11 protein-coding genes and 1 pseudogene are annotated in these 18,072 nt (G+C 69.3%); 4 read left to right on the top strand and 8 right to left on the bottom strand.

Translation table 11 applies throughout. From position 1 onward, the window contains the following. Positions 1-166: 166 nt before the first annotated feature. Together OG306_RS26930 and glgB are read left to right on the top strand one after the other, a co-directional pair. Positions 167-1,564: a maltokinase N-terminal cap-like domain-containing protein gene (locus OG306_RS26930; protein ID WP_266748678.1), complete on the top strand. Its 1,398-nt coding sequence runs from the start codon at positions 167-169 to the stop codon at positions 1,562-1,564. Between the two features lie 119 nt (positions 1,565-1,683). Then, on the top strand, positions 1,684-4,164 hold the full coding sequence (gene glgB, locus OG306_RS26925) for a 1,4-alpha-glucan branching enzyme (protein WP_371665676.1): 2,481 nt from the start codon (positions 1,684-1,686) through the stop codon (positions 4,162-4,164). A gap of 141 nt (positions 4,165-4,305) precedes the next feature. Here glgB and kdpC read toward each other — a convergent pair whose 3' ends face one another. From kdpC to OG306_RS26895, 6 genes are all read right to left on the bottom strand, one after another. Next, positions 4,306-4,935, bottom strand: a complete 630-nt coding sequence (gene kdpC, locus OG306_RS26920; protein ID WP_266748675.1) for a potassium-transporting ATPase subunit KdpC — start codon at positions 4,933-4,935, stop codon at positions 4,306-4,308. A gap of 47 nt (positions 4,936-4,982) precedes the next feature. Next, positions 4,983-7,112 (bottom strand): potassium-transporting ATPase subunit KdpB, encoded by a 2,130-nt coding sequence (gene kdpB, locus OG306_RS26915; RefSeq protein WP_266748673.1) that lies wholly within the window; start codon positions 7,110-7,112, stop codon positions 4,983-4,985. Beyond that, on the bottom strand, positions 7,112-8,776 hold the full coding sequence (gene kdpA, locus OG306_RS26910) for a potassium-transporting ATPase subunit KdpA (RefSeq protein ID WP_266748672.1): 1,665 nt from the start codon (positions 8,774-8,776) through the stop codon (positions 7,112-7,114). The genes kdpB and kdpA overlap by 1 nt, the downstream gene beginning before the upstream one ends. 13 nt (positions 8,777-8,789) lie before the next feature. Beyond that, a complete protein-coding gene (gene kdpF, locus OG306_RS26905; protein WP_266752464.1) occupies positions 8,790-8,861 on the bottom strand; it encodes a K(+)-transporting ATPase subunit F in 72 nt (23 codons plus the stop codon). A 269-nt stretch (positions 8,862-9,130) separates the two neighbouring features. Continuing rightward, positions 9,131-11,656 (bottom strand): sensor histidine kinase, encoded by a 2,526-nt coding sequence (locus OG306_RS26900; RefSeq protein ID WP_371665675.1) that lies wholly within the window; start codon positions 11,654-11,656, stop codon positions 9,131-9,133. Between the two features lie 171 nt (positions 11,657-11,827). Continuing rightward, complete coding sequence (locus OG306_RS26895; RefSeq protein WP_323183947.1) at positions 11,828-12,718, bottom strand: NAD(P)-dependent oxidoreductase; 891 nt, start codon at positions 12,716-12,718, stop codon at positions 11,828-11,830. A gap of 169 nt (positions 12,719-12,887) precedes the next feature. Here OG306_RS26895 and OG306_RS26890 point away from each other — a divergent pair. Beyond that, positions 12,888-13,670: pseudogene (locus tag OG306_RS26890) on the top strand (alpha amylase C-terminal domain-containing protein); the annotation flags it as partial. On the opposite strand, the gene OG306_RS26885 reads toward OG306_RS26890, so the two are convergent. After that, a complete protein-coding gene (locus OG306_RS26885; protein ID WP_266752462.1) occupies positions 13,627-15,837 on the bottom strand; it encodes a HelD family protein in 2,211 nt (736 codons plus the stop codon). The pseudogene OG306_RS26890 and the gene OG306_RS26885 overlap by 44 nt on opposite strands. A gap of 725 nt (positions 15,838-16,562) precedes the next feature. On the opposite strand from OG306_RS26885, the gene OG306_RS26880 reads away from it, so the two are divergent. Next, positions 16,563-17,555, top strand: coding sequence for a MarR family transcriptional regulator (locus tag OG306_RS26880; RefSeq protein ID WP_266748668.1), 993 nt, complete (start codon positions 16,563-16,565; stop codon positions 17,553-17,555). Between the two features lie 37 nt (positions 17,556-17,592). Here OG306_RS26880 and OG306_RS26875 read toward each other — a convergent pair whose 3' ends face one another. Further along, positions 17,593-18,003 (bottom strand): hypothetical protein, encoded by a 411-nt coding sequence (locus OG306_RS26875; RefSeq protein WP_266748667.1) that lies wholly within the window; start codon positions 18,001-18,003, stop codon positions 17,593-17,595. Positions 18,004-18,072: the final 69 nt, after the last annotated feature.

The raw sequence follows: 18,072 nt of genomic DNA, 5'->3' as shown, positions 1-18,072 counted from the left end.
GAGCACTTCCGGGACCTTCCGGGTCCCCGCTGGCGTTTCGAACCCTTCGAGTCGAGTCCGTACGGACCATCCTGACCCGACACGTCCCGCACAGCCGGACAGCCAATGCCGCAATCCGGGACACTCTTCGCATCCTGTGGTGTGCCCGGGGAAAGGACGCGATGCCATGTCGGAGGCTGCATCCACTCGGGTCGCCCTGGCTGACAGCACAGCTCTGCTCCCGTCTCTCGCCCCCCTGTTGCACGAATGGCTGCCCCGGCAACGGTGGTTCGCGGGCAAGGGGCAGCCGATCGCGGCCTTCTCGCTGCTGTCGGCGACCGAGATACTGCCGGTGGACACCGGCCCGGCCCGCGCCCGCACCGGGCTGCTCCATCTGCTGGTCCGGGCCCATCAGCCGTCCATGCCAGGGCAGTCGCCGGACGACTGCTATCAAATCCTGCTCGGCGTACGGTCCGTGCTGCCGTCGCGGCTGGCGCCCGCGCTCATCGGGCACGTGACGGACGGGCCGCTCGCCGGCCGCACCGTCTACGAGGGGCTGCACGACCCGCGCCTCGCCGAACTCCTGCTGGAACGGTTCCGTGCGCCCGGCACCCTCGGCGCGCTGCGCTTCGACCGGGGCGGCGCCCCGATCGCCGCGGGGCTGGCGCCGCGACTGCTCGACACCGAGCAGTCCAACACCTCGCTCGTCTACGGCGACGCCTACATCCTCAAGATCTTCCGCCGGATCTTCCCGGGCACCAACCCCGATCTGGAACTGCCGCTCGCCCTCGCGCGCGAGGGCTGCGGACGGGTGCCCGCCCCCGTCGCCTGGTTCGAGGCCGCCGCCCCCGAGCCGCTCACCCTCGGCGTCCTGCAGCCGTTCCTGCGCGGCGCGGAGGACGGCTGGCAGCTCGCCCTGCGCGCCCTCGCCAAGGGCCTCGACTTCACCGGCGAGGCACACGCCCTCGGCAGGGCCACCGCCGAGGTCCACACCGCGCTCGCCGCCGCACTGCCGCAGCCCGCTCTGCGCCGCGCCCAGACCGAGCACCTCGCCGCCGCGATGGTGCAGCGGCTGGAGGCCGCCGCGCACGCGGTACCGGCCCTCACGCCGTACGTCCCCGGGCTGCGCACCGCCTTCGACGCGGTGGCCGCGCTGGGTCACCGGGGCCGCAACTGGGCGGCCCAACGGGTCCACGGCGATCTCCACCTCGGCCAGACGCTGCGCGCGGCCGACGGCTTCTGGTCACTGATCGACTTCGAGGGCGAACCGGCCCGGCCGCTGCCCGAGCGCCGCCGGCCGCAGCCCCCGGTGCGCGACATCGCGGGCATGCTCCGCTCCTTCGACTACGCGGCCCGCTCGCACCGCCCGTGGAACGCCGAGTGGGCGGCGCGCTGCCGGACCGCCTACTGCGAGGGGTACGCCGAGGCCGCGGGCGTCGACCCGCGCAGCGAACCGGAGCTGCTGCGCGCCCATGAGACCGACAAGGCGGTGTACGAGGTGCTGTACGAGGCACGTCACCGGCCCGACTGGCTGCCGGTCCCGATGGCGGCGATCCACCGCCTGGCCGCCGTGGTCGCGGACTGACGGCCCGGGGCGCCGCCCCTGTCGCCCGGTTCGAGGCCGCCGCCCGTCCCGTTCACGTTTTCGTTCCTCCCGCCCCGCTCCGCTCCGCTCCGCCAACACCCTCCGAGGAGGCTGTCCCCGTGACCGCCCGCAAGCCCTCCCGTACATCGTCCGCCCGCACCGAAGCCGAGATCGAGACCGAGGTCGAGGCCCCGCAAGCCCCACCGGTGACACCGGCCGGCAAGGCATCCCCCGCGGCCCCGGCGAAGGCGGCTGCCCAGCCCCCTCCGGAACCGGCCGGCTCCGCCAAGCGGAAGAGGCCTGCGTCCAAGCGAGTCGATGCCGGTGCCGGTGCCGATTCCGGTGCCGATTCCGGTGTTACGCCGCCGCTTCGCCGGGGAGGAGCCGGCAGCCAGGGAGTACGCAAGGCGCAGCCCCTCGACGACGGCGACCGGGCCCGGCTGCTGTACGGCGAGCACCACGCCCCGCACGACCTGCTCGGCGCCCATATGGTGCGCGGCGGTGTGACCTTCCGGGTGCTGCGCCCGTACGCGCGGTCCGTGACCGTGCTCGCCAAGGGACTGCGGGCACAGCTGCACGACGACGGCGACGGCCTCTTCTCCGGGCTGCTGCCGATGCCCTCACTCCCCGAGTACCAACTCCTGGTCGCCTACGAGGAAAACGAGATCGAGGTGCACGATCCGTACCGCTTCCTGCCCGCGCTCGGCGATCTCGATCTGCATCTGATCGGCGAGGGGCGGCACGAGGAGCTGTGGACCGCCCTCGGCGCGCAGCCCATGGAACACCAGGGCGTTCCGGGTACCCGGTTCACCGTATGGGCCCCCGACGCGCGCGGGGTGCGGGTCGTCGGTGACTTCAACTTCTGGGACGGCACGGGCTTTCCGATGCGTTCGCTCGGCTCCTCCGGGGTGTGGGAACTGTTCCTGCCCGGGATCGGGGAGGGCACGCTCTACAAGTTCGACATCTGCCGCCCGGACGGTTCGCACACCACGCGCGCCGACCCGATGGCCCGCCGCACCGAGGTCCCGCCCGCCACCGCCTCGATCGTGACGGCCTCGCACCACGAGTGGCGGGACCAGGAGTGGGTGGCCCACCGGGGCGACGTACCGGTGCACGAGGCGCCGTTCTCCGTGTACGAGGTGCATCTGCCGTCCTGGCGCCCGGGACTCACGTACCGCGAGTTGGCCACCCAACTCCCTCGTTACGTAAAGGATCTGGGGTTCACCCATGTGGAGATGATGCCGGTCTCCGAGCATCCCTTCGGTGGTTCGTGGGGCTATCAGGTCACCGGCTTCTACGCGCCGACGTCGCGACTGGGCACACCGGACGACTTCCGTTTCCTCGTCGACGCGCTGCACCGGGCCGGTATCGGCGTCATCGTCGACTGGGTGCCCGCGCACTTCCCGCGCGACGACTGGGCGCTCGCGGAGTTCGACGGCCGTCCGCTGTACGAACACTCGGACCAGTCACGGGCGGCGCATCCGGACTGGGGCACGCTGGAGTTCGACTACGGTCGCAAGGAGGTACGCAACTTCCTCGTCGCCAACGCGACTTACTGGTGCGAAGAGTTCCACATCGACGGACTGCGGGTCGATGCCGTCGCCTCGATGCTCTATCTCGACTACTCGCGCGAGGACGGGGACTGGTCCCCGAACGAGCGTGGCGGCCGGGAGAATCTGGACGCCGTCTCCTTCCTCCAGGAGATGAACGCCACCGTCTACCGGCGCAATCCGGGCGTCGTCACCATCGCCGAGGAGTCCACCGCCTGGAACGGCGTCACCCGCGCCACCCACCATGTCGGCCCCGACGGTTTCGGTGGGCTCGGCTTCGGGCTGAAGTGGAACATGGGCTGGATGCACGACTCCCTCCAGTACATGTCGAAGGAGCCGGTGCACCGCAAGTACCACCACAACGAGATGACCTTCTCGATGGTGTACGCGTACAGCGAGAACTTCGTCCTGCCGATCTCGCACGACGAGGTGGTGCACGGAAAGCAGGCGCTGGTCAGCAAGATGCCCGGCGACTGGTGGCAGCGGCGCGCCAACCACCGGGCGTATCTCGGCTTCATGTGGGCCCACCCGGGCAAGCAACTCCTGTTCATGGGGCAGGAGTTCGCACAGGGAGCGGAGTGGTCCGAGGGGCACGGCCCGGACTGGTGGCTGCTCGACCCCTCGTACGAGGCTCAGAGCGACCACCGGGGCGTACGCACTCTGGTCGGCGACCTGAACGCGGTGTACGCCGCCACGCCCGCGCTCTGGCAGCGCGACACCGTCCCGGAGGGCTTCGACTGGGTGGACGGCGGCGCGGCCGAGGACAACGCCTTCGCCTTCCTGCGCTACGACGCGCACGGCTCGCCGCTGCTCGCCGTCTGCAACTTCTCCCCGGTGGTGCGGCAGGACTACCGCATCGGCGTGCCGGACGTCCTCGGCGATCAGGTCGCGTGGGCGGAGGTCCTCAACACGGACGCCGCCCGGTACGGCGGCAGCGACGTGCGCCATTCCGGCCCGCTGAAGCCCGAACGGGTGGCCTCGCACGGCCGTCCCAGCAGCATCCTGCTGACGCTGCCGCCGCTGGCGACGGTCTGGTTCAAGCCCGTGTGAGCCGGGCGGAGGGGCCCGCGACGACCACCGGGCCGTGCCCGACGTCGCCGTGGCGGCTTGACGGCGCGGGCCCGTCCCGTCGGAGGAGCCGTCGTCCGGCTTCGGTTCGACCCGCGCCACTGTCGACCCCCTGCATGGTGGTCACACCAGCTTGGCCAGATCGTGGTTGAGTTCGACCACGTTGACGTGTTCCTGCCCCAGGAAGCCCAGAACACGCCCCTGGACGTGCTGGGCGACCAGCGCCCTGACCTCGGCGGGCGCGAGGTGGCGGGCCTTCGCGACACGGTCGACCTGTTCGTAGGCGTAGGCCGGGGAGATCGCCGGGTCGAGGCCGGAGCCGCTGGCGGTCACGGCGTCCGGGGGGACGGACGAGAGCGGAACTCCGTCAAAGGCGGCGACGGCGGCAAGGCGGTTGTGGACGGTCTCGATCAGATCGGTGTTGTTCGGTCCAAGGTTGGAGGCGCCCGAGTTCACGGGGTCGTAGCCGCCCGTGGACGGGCGGGGCTGGAACCACGTGGGGTCGGGGCGCAGCGGCTCCTGCGCGCCCTGGGGATTCTTCTTCGGCAGTGTGAAGTTCTGGCCGATCAGTGAGGAGGCCACCGGCTTGCCGTTCGTCGTCAGCAGCGAACCGTTGGCCTGGTGGGAGAAACCGGCCTGGGCGATGGCGGTGACGAGCAGCGGATAGGCGATGCCGGTGACCAGGGTGAACACGAGAAGCATCCGCAGGGCGGTCAGATGGTGCCGGAGTACGGGGGGAAGGTGGGTGCGCACCGTGGGATCGCCTTCTTTCTTCCGTCGGGACGTCGTCGGGACGTCTGTCAGCGCAGTCCGGGGATGAACTGGAGGAGGAGATCAAGGAGTTTGATGCCCACGAAGGGCAGTACCAGCCCGCCGAGCCCGTACATCCAGATGTTGTGGCTGAGCAGTTTCGCTGCGGAGGACGGCCGGTAGCGCACGCCGCGCAGCGCAAGCGGGATCAGCGCGACGATGATCAGCGCGTTGAACACGATCGCCGAGGCGATCGCCGAGGTCGGACTGTGCAGACGCATGATGTTGAGTTTGTCCAGGCCCGGGTAGACCATCGCGAACATGGCCGGGATGATCGCGAAGTACTTCGCGACGTCGTTGGCGATCGAGAACGTCGTCAGCGCGCCACGGGTCATCAGCAACTGCTTGCCGATCTCGACGATCTCGATCAGCTTGGTCGGGTTGGAGTCCAGGTCCACCATGTTCCCGGCCTCCTTGGCGGCCGAGGTACCGGTGTTCATCGCCACGCCGACATCGGCCTGGGCGAGCGCGGGCGCGTCGTTCGTACCGTCGCCCGTCATCGCGACCAGCTTGCCGCCCGCCTGTTCGCGCCGGATCAGGGCCATCTTGTCCTCGGGTGCGGCCTCGGCGAGGAAGTCGTCCACCCCTGCCTCCTGGGCGATGGCGCGCGCGGTCAGCGGGTTGTCTCCGGTGATCATGACGGTTCTGATGCCCATGCGGCGCAGTTCGTCGAAGCGTTCGCGCATGCCTTCCTTGACGACGTCCTTCAGGTGGATGACGCCGAGAACCCGGGCGCTGCGAGCTTCGCCCTGCCGGGTCACTTCGCCGACGACCAGCGGGGTGCCGCCGCTCGCGGCGATTCCGTCGACGATGGCACCGACCTCTGCCGTGGGGTGGCCGCCGTTGTCACGGACCCAGCGCATCACTGCCGTCGCCGCTCCCTTGCGCAAAGACCGATGGTCCTGAGGATCACTGATGTCGACACCGCTCATCCGGCTCTGGGCGGTGAAGGGTACGAACTGTGCCGTGGCCAGTTCGCCCTCGCTACGGCCGCGCAGCGCGTATTGCTCCTTGGCGAGGACGACGATCGAGCGGCCCTCGGGCGTCTCGTCGGCGATCGATGACAGCTGGGCGGCATCCGCGAGTTCTTCGGTGATCACCCCGTCCACCGGCAGGAACTCGGCGGCCTGGCGGTTGCCGAGGGTGATGGTGCCGGTCTTGTCGAGCAGCAGGGTATTGACGTCGCCCGCGGCCTCCACCGCGCGCCCGGACATCGCCAGCACGTTGCGCTGCACGAGTCGGTCCATGCCCGCGATGCCGATCGCCGACAGCAGCGCCCCGATCGTCGTGGGGATCAGGGCAACGACGAGGGCGACGAGGACGACGATGGTCTGCTCGGCCCCCGCGAAGATGGCGAAGGGTTGCAGGGTCGCCACCGCGATCAGGAAAATGATCGTGAGGGATGCGAGCAGGATGTTGAGCGCGACCTCGTTCGGTGTCTTCTGCCTCGCGGCTCCCTCCACGAGTGCGATCATCCGGTCGATGAAGGTCTCCCCCGGCTTCGAGGTGATCTTCACTACGATCCGGTCCGAGAGCACCTTGGTTCCGCCCGTGACCGCCGACCGGTCACCACCGGACTCGCGGATCACCGGCGCCGACTCGCCCGTGATGGCCGATTCGTCGACACTCGCGATGCCCTCGACCACATCGCCGTCGCCGGGGATGGTCTGCCCGGCCTCGACGACGACATGATCGCCCAGCCGGAGTTCGACGCCCGGAACCTCCTCCTCTGCGGCGTCGGTCGCGCCTGGCCGCCAGCCGGTGAGACGGCGGGCCTTCGTCGTCGTCCTGGTGCGGCGCAGGGTCTCCGCCTGGGCCTTGCCGCGTCCTTCGGCCACGGCTTCGGCGAGATTGGCGAAGAGCGACGTCAGCCAGAGCCATGCCGTGATCACCCAGGCGAAGACACTGGGCATGCTGATGGCCGACAGCGTGGTCAGCACCGCCCCGACCTCCACCACGAACATGACGGGGTTGTGGACCATCAAGCGCGGATCCAGCTTGCGCAGGGCGTCGGGGAGGGACGTCAGAAGTTGCTTGGGATCGAGCAGTCCGCCCGGGACCCGGTGCTGCTGACGCCCGGCGCCCGGCGGGGTGGGAGCAGGAGTAGTGGTCGTGGACATCAGCGCAGGCCCTCCGCAAGAGGGCCGAGTGCGAGCGCGGGGAAGTACGTCAGACCGACAACGATGAGGATCACTCCGATCAACAGCGCGACGAACTGCGGCCGGTGAGTGGGCAGGGTGCCCGCGGTGACCGGAATGGACTGCTGCCCGGCGAGCGAGCCGGCGAGCGCCAGAACGAACACCATCGGCAGGAACCGGCCGACGAGCATGACCACACCGAGCGTGGTGTTGTACCAGACGGTGTTCGCGCTCAGCCCCGCGAACGCCGACCCGTTGTTGTTCGCAGCCGACGTGAAGGCGTACAGGACCTCGGAGAAGCCGTGCGGTCCGGAGTTGAGCATCGCGGCCCTTTCACCCGGGAACGCCATCGCCAGCCCCGCACCGACCAGCACGAGCGCGGGCGTGGTCAGGATGTAGAGCGAGGCGAACTTCATCTCCCGGCCCCGGAGTTTCTTGCCCAGGTACTCGGGCGTACGGCCGACCATCAGTCCGGCGACGAAGACCGTGACGATCGCCAGGATCAGGATTCCGTAGAGCCCGGATCCGGTGCCGCCGGGCGCGATCTCCCCCAGCATCATGTTGAAGATCGTCATTCCGCCGCCGCCCGGCGTGTACGAGTCGTGGGAGGAGTTGATCGCTCCGCACGACGTGAGGGTGGTGGATGCGGCGAACAGGGCGGAGGCCCAGATCCCGAACCGCGTCTCCTTGCCCTCCGTCATTCCGCCGGCCGCGTGACCTGCCGTGCTGCTGACGCTGTGCAGCTCATTGACGGTCACGAGGGCGACCGATGCACCCCAGATCAGTACCATCACGGCAACGATCGCGTAGCCCTGCCGGTTGTCGCCGACCATCCTCCCGAAAGTCCGCGGCAGCGAGAACGCGATGACCAGCAGGAGGTAGATCTCGATCAGGTTGGTGAAGGCGTTGGGGTTCTCGAAGGGGTGGGCGGAGTTCGCGTTGTAGAAACCACCGCCGTTGGTACCCAGTTGCTTGATGGCCTCCTGGGAGGCGACGGGGCCCCCGGTCATGCCCTGGTGTCCGCCTGCGATGGTGGTGATGTCGTGGATTCCGTGGAAATTCTGAATGGTACCTGCGGCCACCAGAACGATCGCGAAGACGAATGCCAGGGGCAGTAGAACGCGAAACACGATCCGAGTCAGGTCGACCCAGAAATTTCCGACGCGATCGGTCTTCTTCCTGACGAAGCCCCGGATCAGTGCGGCGACGACGGCGATACCCACAGCCGCCGAGACGAAATTCTGCACCGCGAGGCCCGCCATCTGGACCAGGTGTCCCATGGCCGATTCACCGGAATACGACTGCCAATTGGTATTGGTGACGAAGGATGCCGCGGTGTTGAACGACTGGTCCGGGCTGACCGGCTTCATTCCCAGAGACAGCAGGAGATGGTTCTGCAGGCGAAGGAATGCGTACAGGAACACTACCGACACCGCGGAGAACGCCAGAGTGCTGCGCAGGTAGACCGGCCACGTCTGGTCGGCGTCGCCGTTCACTCCGCCTGCCCGGTAGATCAGGCGTTCCGCCCGCCCATGGCGATCGGTGGTCAGGACGCGGGCCGTGTAGTCGCCCAACGGCCGAAACGAGAGTCCCAGCGCGACGGCCAGGGCGAGTACTTGGAGCCATCCCGCGAGAGTGTCGTTCATCAGGCATCTCCGCCTAGAATTTCTCAGGGAAAATCAGGCAGGCGACCAGGTAGATCACGAGGCATACGGCAACGATCAAGCCCACGATGTTTTCCGCGCTCACAGACGTCCGACCCCCTTTGCGACCAGACCAATGAGTGCGAACACCACGACCGTGAGGCCGATGAACGCTACGTCCGGCATACGCGAAGCACCTCACAGAGGCATCAGAGGCGGGACTGCTCACCCCGGTCGGAATATGGCGCAAAAAAATATGGCGCGAAGGATATTTTTGACGCTATATCAGTTCGCTGCGGGAGTGGCCCGATGCTCCGCGGGCCGATCAGGTGAACGTGGAGCGTGGAGCGTGGGGATTCACCCGGCATGGCCGAACGTCACGCCGCCACCGGGCGCGGCGCTCGGAAGAGTGAGCGCCACCGAGAAGGCGGCGCCGCCGTCCTCGACGGTCGTCTCCAGGGCACCGTTCATGGCTTCGGTGAGGTCGCGCGACAGCCGCAGAGCCAGACTGTCACCGCGGGTACTCGATGCCCGGGCGACTGCTTTGCCCGGCTCCGGGCCCGGGCCGTGCGTCCCGTCCTTCACCTGGATCACCAGCCGGTCGCCCCGGGCCTCGGCGGTGAAGACGGGGGGCCGGTCCGGTGGGCTGTGCCGCAGTGCGTCGGCCCCGAGTGCGGTCAGGGCACGGGTGAGGAGCGCGGCGTCGGCGATCACGTCAGGAAGCTGTTCCGGCAGGCGCAGAACGATCGAGTGGCCACCGGGCCCGAGGTCGTCCAAGGCGGCGCCCAGTGCCTCGTTGAGGTCGACCGGGCGGAGGTAGAGGTCAAGGGCCCCGGCATGCAGACGGCTCAGATCGTCGAGATCGGTGACCAGCTGCGCCGCCCGGTGCACGGCCGCCCGGGCCGCGTCCAAAAGCCGCGTCTCCTCGGGAACCGGCTCGCCGGCACGCCGACGCCGCAAGCGCTGGAGCGCCTCCTCGGCGGTGTGCAAGGGCGCGCGCAGATCGCGGCCTGCTGCCAGGAGCAGTGATGCCCGGGTCCGTTCGGCGGCTGCGAGAGCGTCCGTGGCACCGCCGCTCCCGACGATACGTCCCCGGTCGTGGACCAGTCCCAGTTCGGCGGCGCACGCTGCGAGGACGCGTTGGTCCTCCGTACTCAGTCCTTTGCCGCGGGCGGCCAGCGTGAGGTTGTCGTCGACCGGGCATTCCACATCCGCCTCGTAGGGCTTTTCCGGCGGCCGTTCCCCTGCGCTGGCGACCACGTACCAGCGGGGCACGGGGGATGCCTCGGGATCCCGTTCGAGCAGGCTGATCGCTCTGAGGCCGAAGTTCTCCCGGATCTGCTCCACCAGTGCCGGCAGCTCCTGGCCGCGCATCATGGCGGTGGCCAGGCGGCTCAACGCCTTCGCCTCCGCTGTCGCACGTACGGCCTGATGCGTACGTTGTGCGGCTGATCCGGCTGCCGTGCCGACGAGAGCGGCCGTGGCGATGAAGACCACGAGCGCGGCGATCTCGTCGGCGCGCTCGATGGCCAGCGAGTGCATCGGTGCCGTGAAGTAGTAATCGGCGAGCAGCGCCGCGGCAACCGCGGCGAACAGTGCGGGGTAGAGACCGCCGACCAGGGCGACCCCGACCACGGCAAGCAGATAGATCACCAGGTCGCCGGCGAGGCCGAGGTGGTCGCGGAGCGCGGTCAGCAGCAGCGTCAGTACGGGCAGCAGCACCACGGCGCCGGCCAGCGCGGTCCAGTACCGCCGTGGGCCCGTGCCACGACTCGGACGCGGAAACACCGGCACAGCGGTCCCTGCTGCCTCCTCATGGGTGACGATGTGCACGTCGATGGGGCCGGACCGCTTGACCGTCCGCTCTCCCACACCTGCTCTCAGAAAGGAGGCGAGACGGCCGCGCCGGCTCGCACCCAGCACGATCTGAGTGACGCTCTCCGCCTCGGCGAACTGGAGCAAGGCATCGGCAACCCCCTCGCCCCTGGCCTGGTGGTAGCTGCCGCCGAGCGACTCCAGAAGGGTGCGCTGCGCGTTCAGTACAGCCGGGTCGACGCCGGTGAGCCCGTCCTCCGGGACCACGTGGAGGGCCAGCAGTTCGGTGCCGGGCGTACGAGCGCTGATCCGCGCGGCGCGGCGGATGAGCGTCTCGCCCTCCGGGCCACCGCTCAGGGCCACGAGAATCCGTTCCCGGGTCTCCCAAGGAACGGAGATGCCGTGTTCGGCCCGGTAGCGCTGCAGCCCCTCCTCGACCCGGTCGGCGAGCCACAGCAGGGCAAGTTCCCGCAGTGCGGTCAGGTTGCCTACCCGGAAGTAGTGCGTGAGGGCGGATTCGATGCGGTCCGGTGGGTAGACGTCGCCGTGCACCATACGGCGGCGCAGCACCTCGGGCGGCAGATCGACCAGCTCGATCTGATCGGCGCGACGCGCCACCTCGTCGGGCAGCGTCTCGCGCTGCCTGACCCCGGTGATCTGCCGGACCACGTCATTAAGGGATTCCAGGTGCTGGACGTTGAGCGTGGTGACAACGTCGATGCCGATGTCGAGGAGCTCCTCGACGTCCTGCCACCGCTTGGCATTGCGGGCCCCGGGAACATTGGAGTGGGCCAGCTCGTCCACCAGCGCGACCTGAGGGCGGCGGGCCAGCACCGCGTCCAGATCCATCTCGGAGAACGCCGCACCACGATGGGCCGAGGTACGCCGGGGAACCGTCTCCAGACCGTCGGCCATGGCCGCGGTCGGCCGACGCCCGTGCGGTTCGACGAAGCCCACGACGACATCCGCGCCCAGTGAACGCAGCCGCTGCCCCTCCGCGAGCATGGCGTACGTCTTCCCGACCCCGGGGGCCGCCCCGAGGTAGATCCGCAACTGTCCACGTGCCACCGGCGAACTCCTGGCAGGTACTCCATGTCGTACTCGCGCCCTACCATGGTGCGCCCTTCCGCGCCGCTCCACTCGACGGCGCGGCCGCCGGGTCCGCGAGGCACACTCAAGGTCCATCGAGAGGCCGCAGCACTCAAGGTCCGGTCGCGGGCCCTTGCCGTGCCCGCCCGCTCAGCCGCCGATCGCCTCGACGGTGCTCGCCCAGGAGTCGGCATCGTGCCCCTTCGCGATGGCACGGTCGGCGACGGCCTTGATCGCTTCCAGTTGCGCCGTGTCCAGGCCCCTGCTGCGGGCCGCGTGCAGCACGTGATCGACACCGGCGGTCATCATGGCGAGGTTGGCACCCGCGCCGTTGTACTCCTTCGCGTCGATGTCGGCCGCCGTCCCGGCCACGATCGGCGGCAGGATGTTCACGATGGTCCGCAGATACGGGGCGATGGCAGCCGCGGGAACGTTCTCGGCCCCGGCCAGGGCGAAGGCGTGGACCAGCCCCGCCATGCTCCCGTAGAAGAAGTCCAGCATCGCCATGTCGTATGCGGCGGCAAGTCCGTGATCCGGGCCCAGGAACGGAGCGTGGGCGCCGAGCGCCGTGAGTACGGCCCCGTACCTGTCGTACGCGGACGGCGACCCGGCGTAGAAGATCAGCGCCTCCGGCCCGCCGATCACCTCGATGGGCACCATGACGGCGCCTGCCAGATATTCGACGTCATGGGCATCCGCCCAGGCCGCGGAGGCACGGACACTGTCCGGGGTGTCCGAGGTGAGGTCAACCAGCACACGCCCGGCGAACGCGTCCGTCAGCGGCGCCAGGATCTGCCGCGAGGCCTCGTGGTCGACGACGCAGACGATCACCAACTCACTTGCGCGTACGGCTTCTTCGGCCGATCCGGCCCGTACGGCTCCCCGGGCGACGAGCTCCTCGCCCTTGCCCGGCGAGCGGTTCCAAATGGTCGTGCGGTGGCCGGCTTCGAGGAAGGCGCCGGCGAGGGCCCGGCCCATGGCGCCGAGGCCGATGACGGCCACAGTGACGGGTGTGGACGAGGTGTTCGTATGCGTAGGCATGCACACCATGGTCATCACGGCGCACGCACCCGCCAAGAGCCCACTTATTTCTCAGATACCCACCAAAAGGAAAGCATCCAGGCCGCGTCACGAGTCCATCCACGTTCACCAAGGTCTCGTGATCAGCTCACGGTACGTGTGGTGGGACGGATTGCGCCCCGGCCCAGACGGTTTCGGTGGGCTCGGCTTCGGGCTGAAGTGGAACATGGGCTGGATGCACGACTCCCTCCAGTACATGTCGAAGGAGCCGGTGCACCGCAAGTACCACCACAACGAGATGACCTTCTCGATGGTGTACCCGTACAGCGAGAACTTCGTCCTGCCGATCTCGCACGACGAGGTGGTGCACGGAAAGCAGGCACTGGTCAGCAAGATGCCCGGCGACTGGTGGCAGCGGCGCGCCAACCACCGGGCGTACCTCGGCTTCATGTGGGCCCACCCGGGCAAGCAACTCCTCTTCATGGGGCAGGAGTTCGCGCAGGGAGCGGAGTGGTCGGAGGGGCACGGTCCGGACTGGTGGCTGCTCGACCCCTCGTACGAGGCTCAGAGCGACCACCGGGGCGTACGGGACCTGGTGCGTGAGCTGAACGCGGTGTACGCGGCGACACCGGCGCTGTGGCAACGGGACACCGTCCCCGAGGGCTTCGACTGGGTCGACGGCGGCGCGGCCGAGGACAACGCCTTCGCCTTCCTGCGCTACGACGCGCACGGCTCGCCGCTGCTCGCGGTGTCGAACTTCTCGCCGGTGGTCCGCCACGCGTACCGGCTGGGCGTGCCGCCGCCCGTGCCCGCCTGGGCGGAGGTGCTCAACACGGACGCGGCACGGTACGGCGGCGGTGACGTCCTCAACCCGGACCCGCTGAAGCCGCAGTCCGTCGCCGCCCACGGTCACCGCACGAGCCTCCAGCTCACTCTGCCGCCGCCGGCGACGGTGTGGCTGAAGCCGGTGTGATGATCCCGAGCCGCTGGGTGGCCCGGGTCAGCGCCACATAGAGATCGTTGGGTGTCATCAGCGCGGGCGCGACGACGAGAACCGTGTCGAACTCCAGGCCCTTGGCCTGGCGCGGGTCGAGCAGGACGACGGGCCGGTGCAGATCCAGCGGCCCGTCGTCGAGTCCGGTGAGTTCCGCGTGGAGCTCGCGCGGGGCGATGACGGCGAGCCTGCCCTCCGCCGGGGTCTGGGCCTCGGCGAGCCCGGCCACGTCGGCGAGCGGCAGGGTGCGTTCCCAGGGCCGTGCACCGGTGGAGCGGATGGAGCGCGGGGGTTCGAAGGCGGGATCGGTGGCCCGGCGCCGCTCGGCCGCGTACTCCATGATCTCGGCGGGCGTACGGTAGTTGACCCCGAGCCGGGCCAGCCGCCAGCGGCCTTGGACGTACGGCGCGAGGATCTCCTGCCAGGAGTCGCAGCCTGCCAGGTCGCCGGTCTGGGCCGGGTCGCCGACCAGGGTCATCGAGCGGGTCGGGCTGCGGCGCATCAGCAGCCGCCAGGCCATCGCCGACAGTTCCTGCGCCTCGTCGACGATGATGTGCCCGAACGTCCAGGTCCGGTCGGCGGCAGCGCGCTCGGCGGCGCTGCGGTGGTCGGCCTCCTCCTGACGCTCGGCGAACCGTTCGGCGTCGATGATGTCGTGCGCCGCGAGGACCTCGGAGGCGTCCTCGTCGATGTCCTCCTTGTCCTCGAACTCGTAGGTACGGGAGGCGTACGAGACGTCGAGGACGCCCTGCGCGTAGGCGATCTGGCGGGCCCGCTCGGCCTCGGCGGCGGCCCGGGCGGCGGAGTCGTCCGCACCTAGCAGTTCGGCGGCCTCGTCGAGGAGGGGCACGTCGGCGGGTGACCAGGCGGCCTTCTTCGCGCGCCGCAGCAGCTCGGCGTCGTCCTCGGCCAGATGCGTGGGCTCCTCCAGATAGCCGGCGAGAAACTCCTGCGGGGTGAGCGGGGGCCACAGGGAGGTGATGGCGGCGTGCACCTCCGCGCTGGCGGCGATGCCCTTGCCGAGCTGGGCGATGTCGTCGGGGCCGAGGAAGTTCGGGCCGCCGTAGGGGTCGGCGCCGATGCGGTCGGCGACCTGCGTGGTGAGATCGTCGATGATCCGGAAGGCGAAGGTGGGCAGGGCGAGATTGTGCGGCAGCCCGGTCTCGCGGGCCTTGTGCCGCGCTTCGACTGCCATGTCCCAGTCGAGGATCAGCTCCCCGTCGTCGTGCGCGATGACGATCGGCTCGCCCTTCTCGGGCACCTGCTGCCGGTCCCGTACGGCCTCGGCCAGTACGCCGGCCATGTCCGCCCGGCCCTTGACGGCGGCGGCCGCGGGGCTGTCGGTGCCGGTGGCGTGCACGCCGGGAAACAGCTCGCCGACCGTCGACAGCAGCACGCCGGTCTCACCGAGCGAGGGCAGCACGTCGCCGATGTAGCCGAGGAAAGCCGGGTTGGGCCCGACGATCAGCACGGCCCGCTTGGCGAGCTGCTCCCGGTCCGCGTACAGCAGATACGCGGCCCGGTGCAGCGCTACCGCTGTCTTCCCGGTGCCCGGCCCTCCCTCGACGACGAGCACCCCGCGCTGCGGGGCGCGGATGATGTGGTCCTGCTCGGCCTGGATGGTCGAGACGATGTCGCCCATCCGGCCCGTGCGGGCGCTGTTCAGCGCGGCGAGCAGCACCTCGTCGGCGTCGTGCGACTCGTATCCGGTGCGGGTGGTGTCGGCGAGATCCATGATCTCGTCGTGCAACCCGGTGACCGTGCGCCCCTGCGTGGTGATGTGCCGCCTGCGGCGCAGCCCCATCGGTTCATACCCGGTCGCGAGATAGAACGGCCGCGCGACGGGAGCCCGCCAGTCGATCAGCAACGGGGTCCGCTCGGCGTCGTCCTGCCGGATTCCGATGCGCCCGATGTGATAGGTGACTCCGTCGCGCCTGTCAATTCGCCCGAAACAGAGTCCCGTGACGGCGGCATTCAGCGCGGCAAGCGAGGCGGAGTGCTCGGCGACGCCGATGTCGCGCTCCACCCGCGCCTGTCGACCCGTGCTGAGCTGCGCGATCGTGGCGTGCATGGCGGCTTCGGCCCCTGCCCGGAGCTGGTCGAGCCGCTTGTGGGCGAGGGAGACGAATTGCTGTTCCTGCCGCATTTCCTCGGTTGACAATTCAGCTCCTGGCGCGATAGAGTATGTTTATTGAAGTTCTCCGCATATTGCACAGTGTGCACACACAGAACTATTCAATATAGGCGAAGAAATACCCCGGCCGTCAATTCGGACCGGGGTTTTTGTTTGCCTCCGGAAGACGCTTGACAGAGGCTCGGCGCGGTCGTCGCATCGAGCACGGCGCGCAGCCGTACGAGGATGCCCCGCCACGCGTCGGCGTCACCCGGAGTCGGCCCGGAGCCCGGACAGCAGCTCCGCAGATCCAGTGACACCCGGTTTTCAGCTGCACAACGATGCGGCTCACTGAGTGAGCGCTTGCGAAATGCCACGACTGGGCGGGGTAATTCGACAGCGGTCCGGAACCCGAGCTCCGGGCTTCGAGGGTCGGGGTTCGAGCTCCGGGACCGGCTGGTTCACTCATTCGTGGGTACGAGGGAGGGGTCGGCCCCGACGCTTGAGCTTCGGGATCCGGGTGTCGGGATCCGGGCTCCGGGATTCGAGCGCTGTCCTTCAACCGGTGGGTAAAAGAAGGTGGTTTGGGAAACCTCCCCGCCCTCCCCGACCCGTAACGACCAGCAAGTACGACTAATTGTGACCAGCTTGCGGCGCGCTGGCGCGGCTGCTTACGGTGCCCCCAACGAAACGACCCCGACACGGTGTTAGAGCACCGGGCCGGGGTCTCACCCCAAGATCGAAAGAAGGTCGATCTCATGGCTACCGAGAACATTAGCCCCGCCCTGCGTACGTCCGCATCCTCGCGCCCGTACGCGAAAGCCGGCCGCGGCTACGGCAAGCGATCCGCACCCGACCAACGCCCCGCGCACGCCGACGACTTCATGCTGCTGCCCGAGCGTGAGCGCCACATCGCCGGGTACGTCGACCACCTGCCCGACGGCGCGGCCATGGACATCAAGTCACTGGCCAAGCACATCCCCCTGTACGGGCAGATGGCCGTCGCCAGCGCCCTCAGGGCACTGGGAGTGGCCGGTCACCTGCGGCACGCCCAGTGCCGGGTCGAGGAGCGCGGCCAGGTCCGCTGGGTCACCCGCACCTTCTGGTCCCGCACCGCCCGCGACAACGAATGGTGGGGCACCTTTCTGAACGCCGAGAACGACCGGGCCACCCAGGAAGCAACCGCTCCCCAGCCGCCGCCTCCGGCCCCGGCCCCGCCCCCCGTGACACCGGCCGAGCCCGCCGACGTGCCCGCCATCCCGCAGCATCGAACCCCCGAACCAACTCCGGCGCACCCCTCGCCCGCGTATCTCGCCCTGGCCCGACTGGGCCGCCTCGAACCACGCCTGGCCCTCTCCGCCGCCGACTGCACCGCCCTGGAACCTTTGGCCGCCCAGTGGTTCACCCGAGGCGTCGGCGCCGACTACCTCACCCACGCCCTCACCTCCGGCCTCCCCACCCAGGTCGACTCCCCCATCGGCTTCGTACGCCGCCGCCTCAACGACAAAATCCCACCCCACCTGCCCACCACCCCAACACCCACCGCACCAGGCTCCCCCACCCGCCGCCTCATGGCCGAATGCACCCGATGCGGCGCCCCCGGCCACCCCGAAGCGCTCCCCGACGGCCTCTGCCGCCCCTGCCACACACCCCACCCGGACCCCACACACGAGCAGGCCACCGGAGCCGACACAGAACGCGACGTCCGCGGCCTCGTCGCCGAACTCCGGGGCATGCTCAAGCGCCCCTGACACTCCCCACCCCACCGGCCCGACCGGCAGCCCGCCGTCATGTCGCGGCGTTTGCGCGAGTGCGGCGGCCGGCCAGCACCTGGCCCAGCCGAAGGACGCTCAGGCCGAACATCAGGACCCCCAACGGGACGTGCAGGGACGGCACATGTGCGATGCCCAGGACCACCTGCACCGACGCGAGGACCAGGAAACCGAACGCGTGCAGGATGGACTTGGGCGAGCCGCCGCCCGGCCGCCACACCAGGATCGCGGTGAGTACGTACAACATCGACGCGGCGTACATCCCACGCGCCCCGGCACCGTGCAGCGTCTCTCCGTACGACGTGGACAACAACAGCCCGGCGGTGACCGCCTGGAAGAAAATGGCCACGGTCTGCAAGGCGATCGCGGCTCGCAGGAACATCATGAACGTGAGGCTGCGCTGCTGTGCCGTCGTCCCTATGGGCATGGTGGGCCCATCCCTTCTGTTGCTCAACTCTGCTTGTCGACAGTGGTTCCTCGCGGCTGCCGCCCCGAC

The organism is Streptomyces sp. NBC_01241, assembly GCF_041435435.1.
Taxonomy (GTDB): Bacteria; Actinomycetota; Actinomycetes; order Streptomycetales; family Streptomycetaceae; genus Streptomyces.
This window is presented reverse-complemented; position numbering and strand designations above follow the sequence as displayed.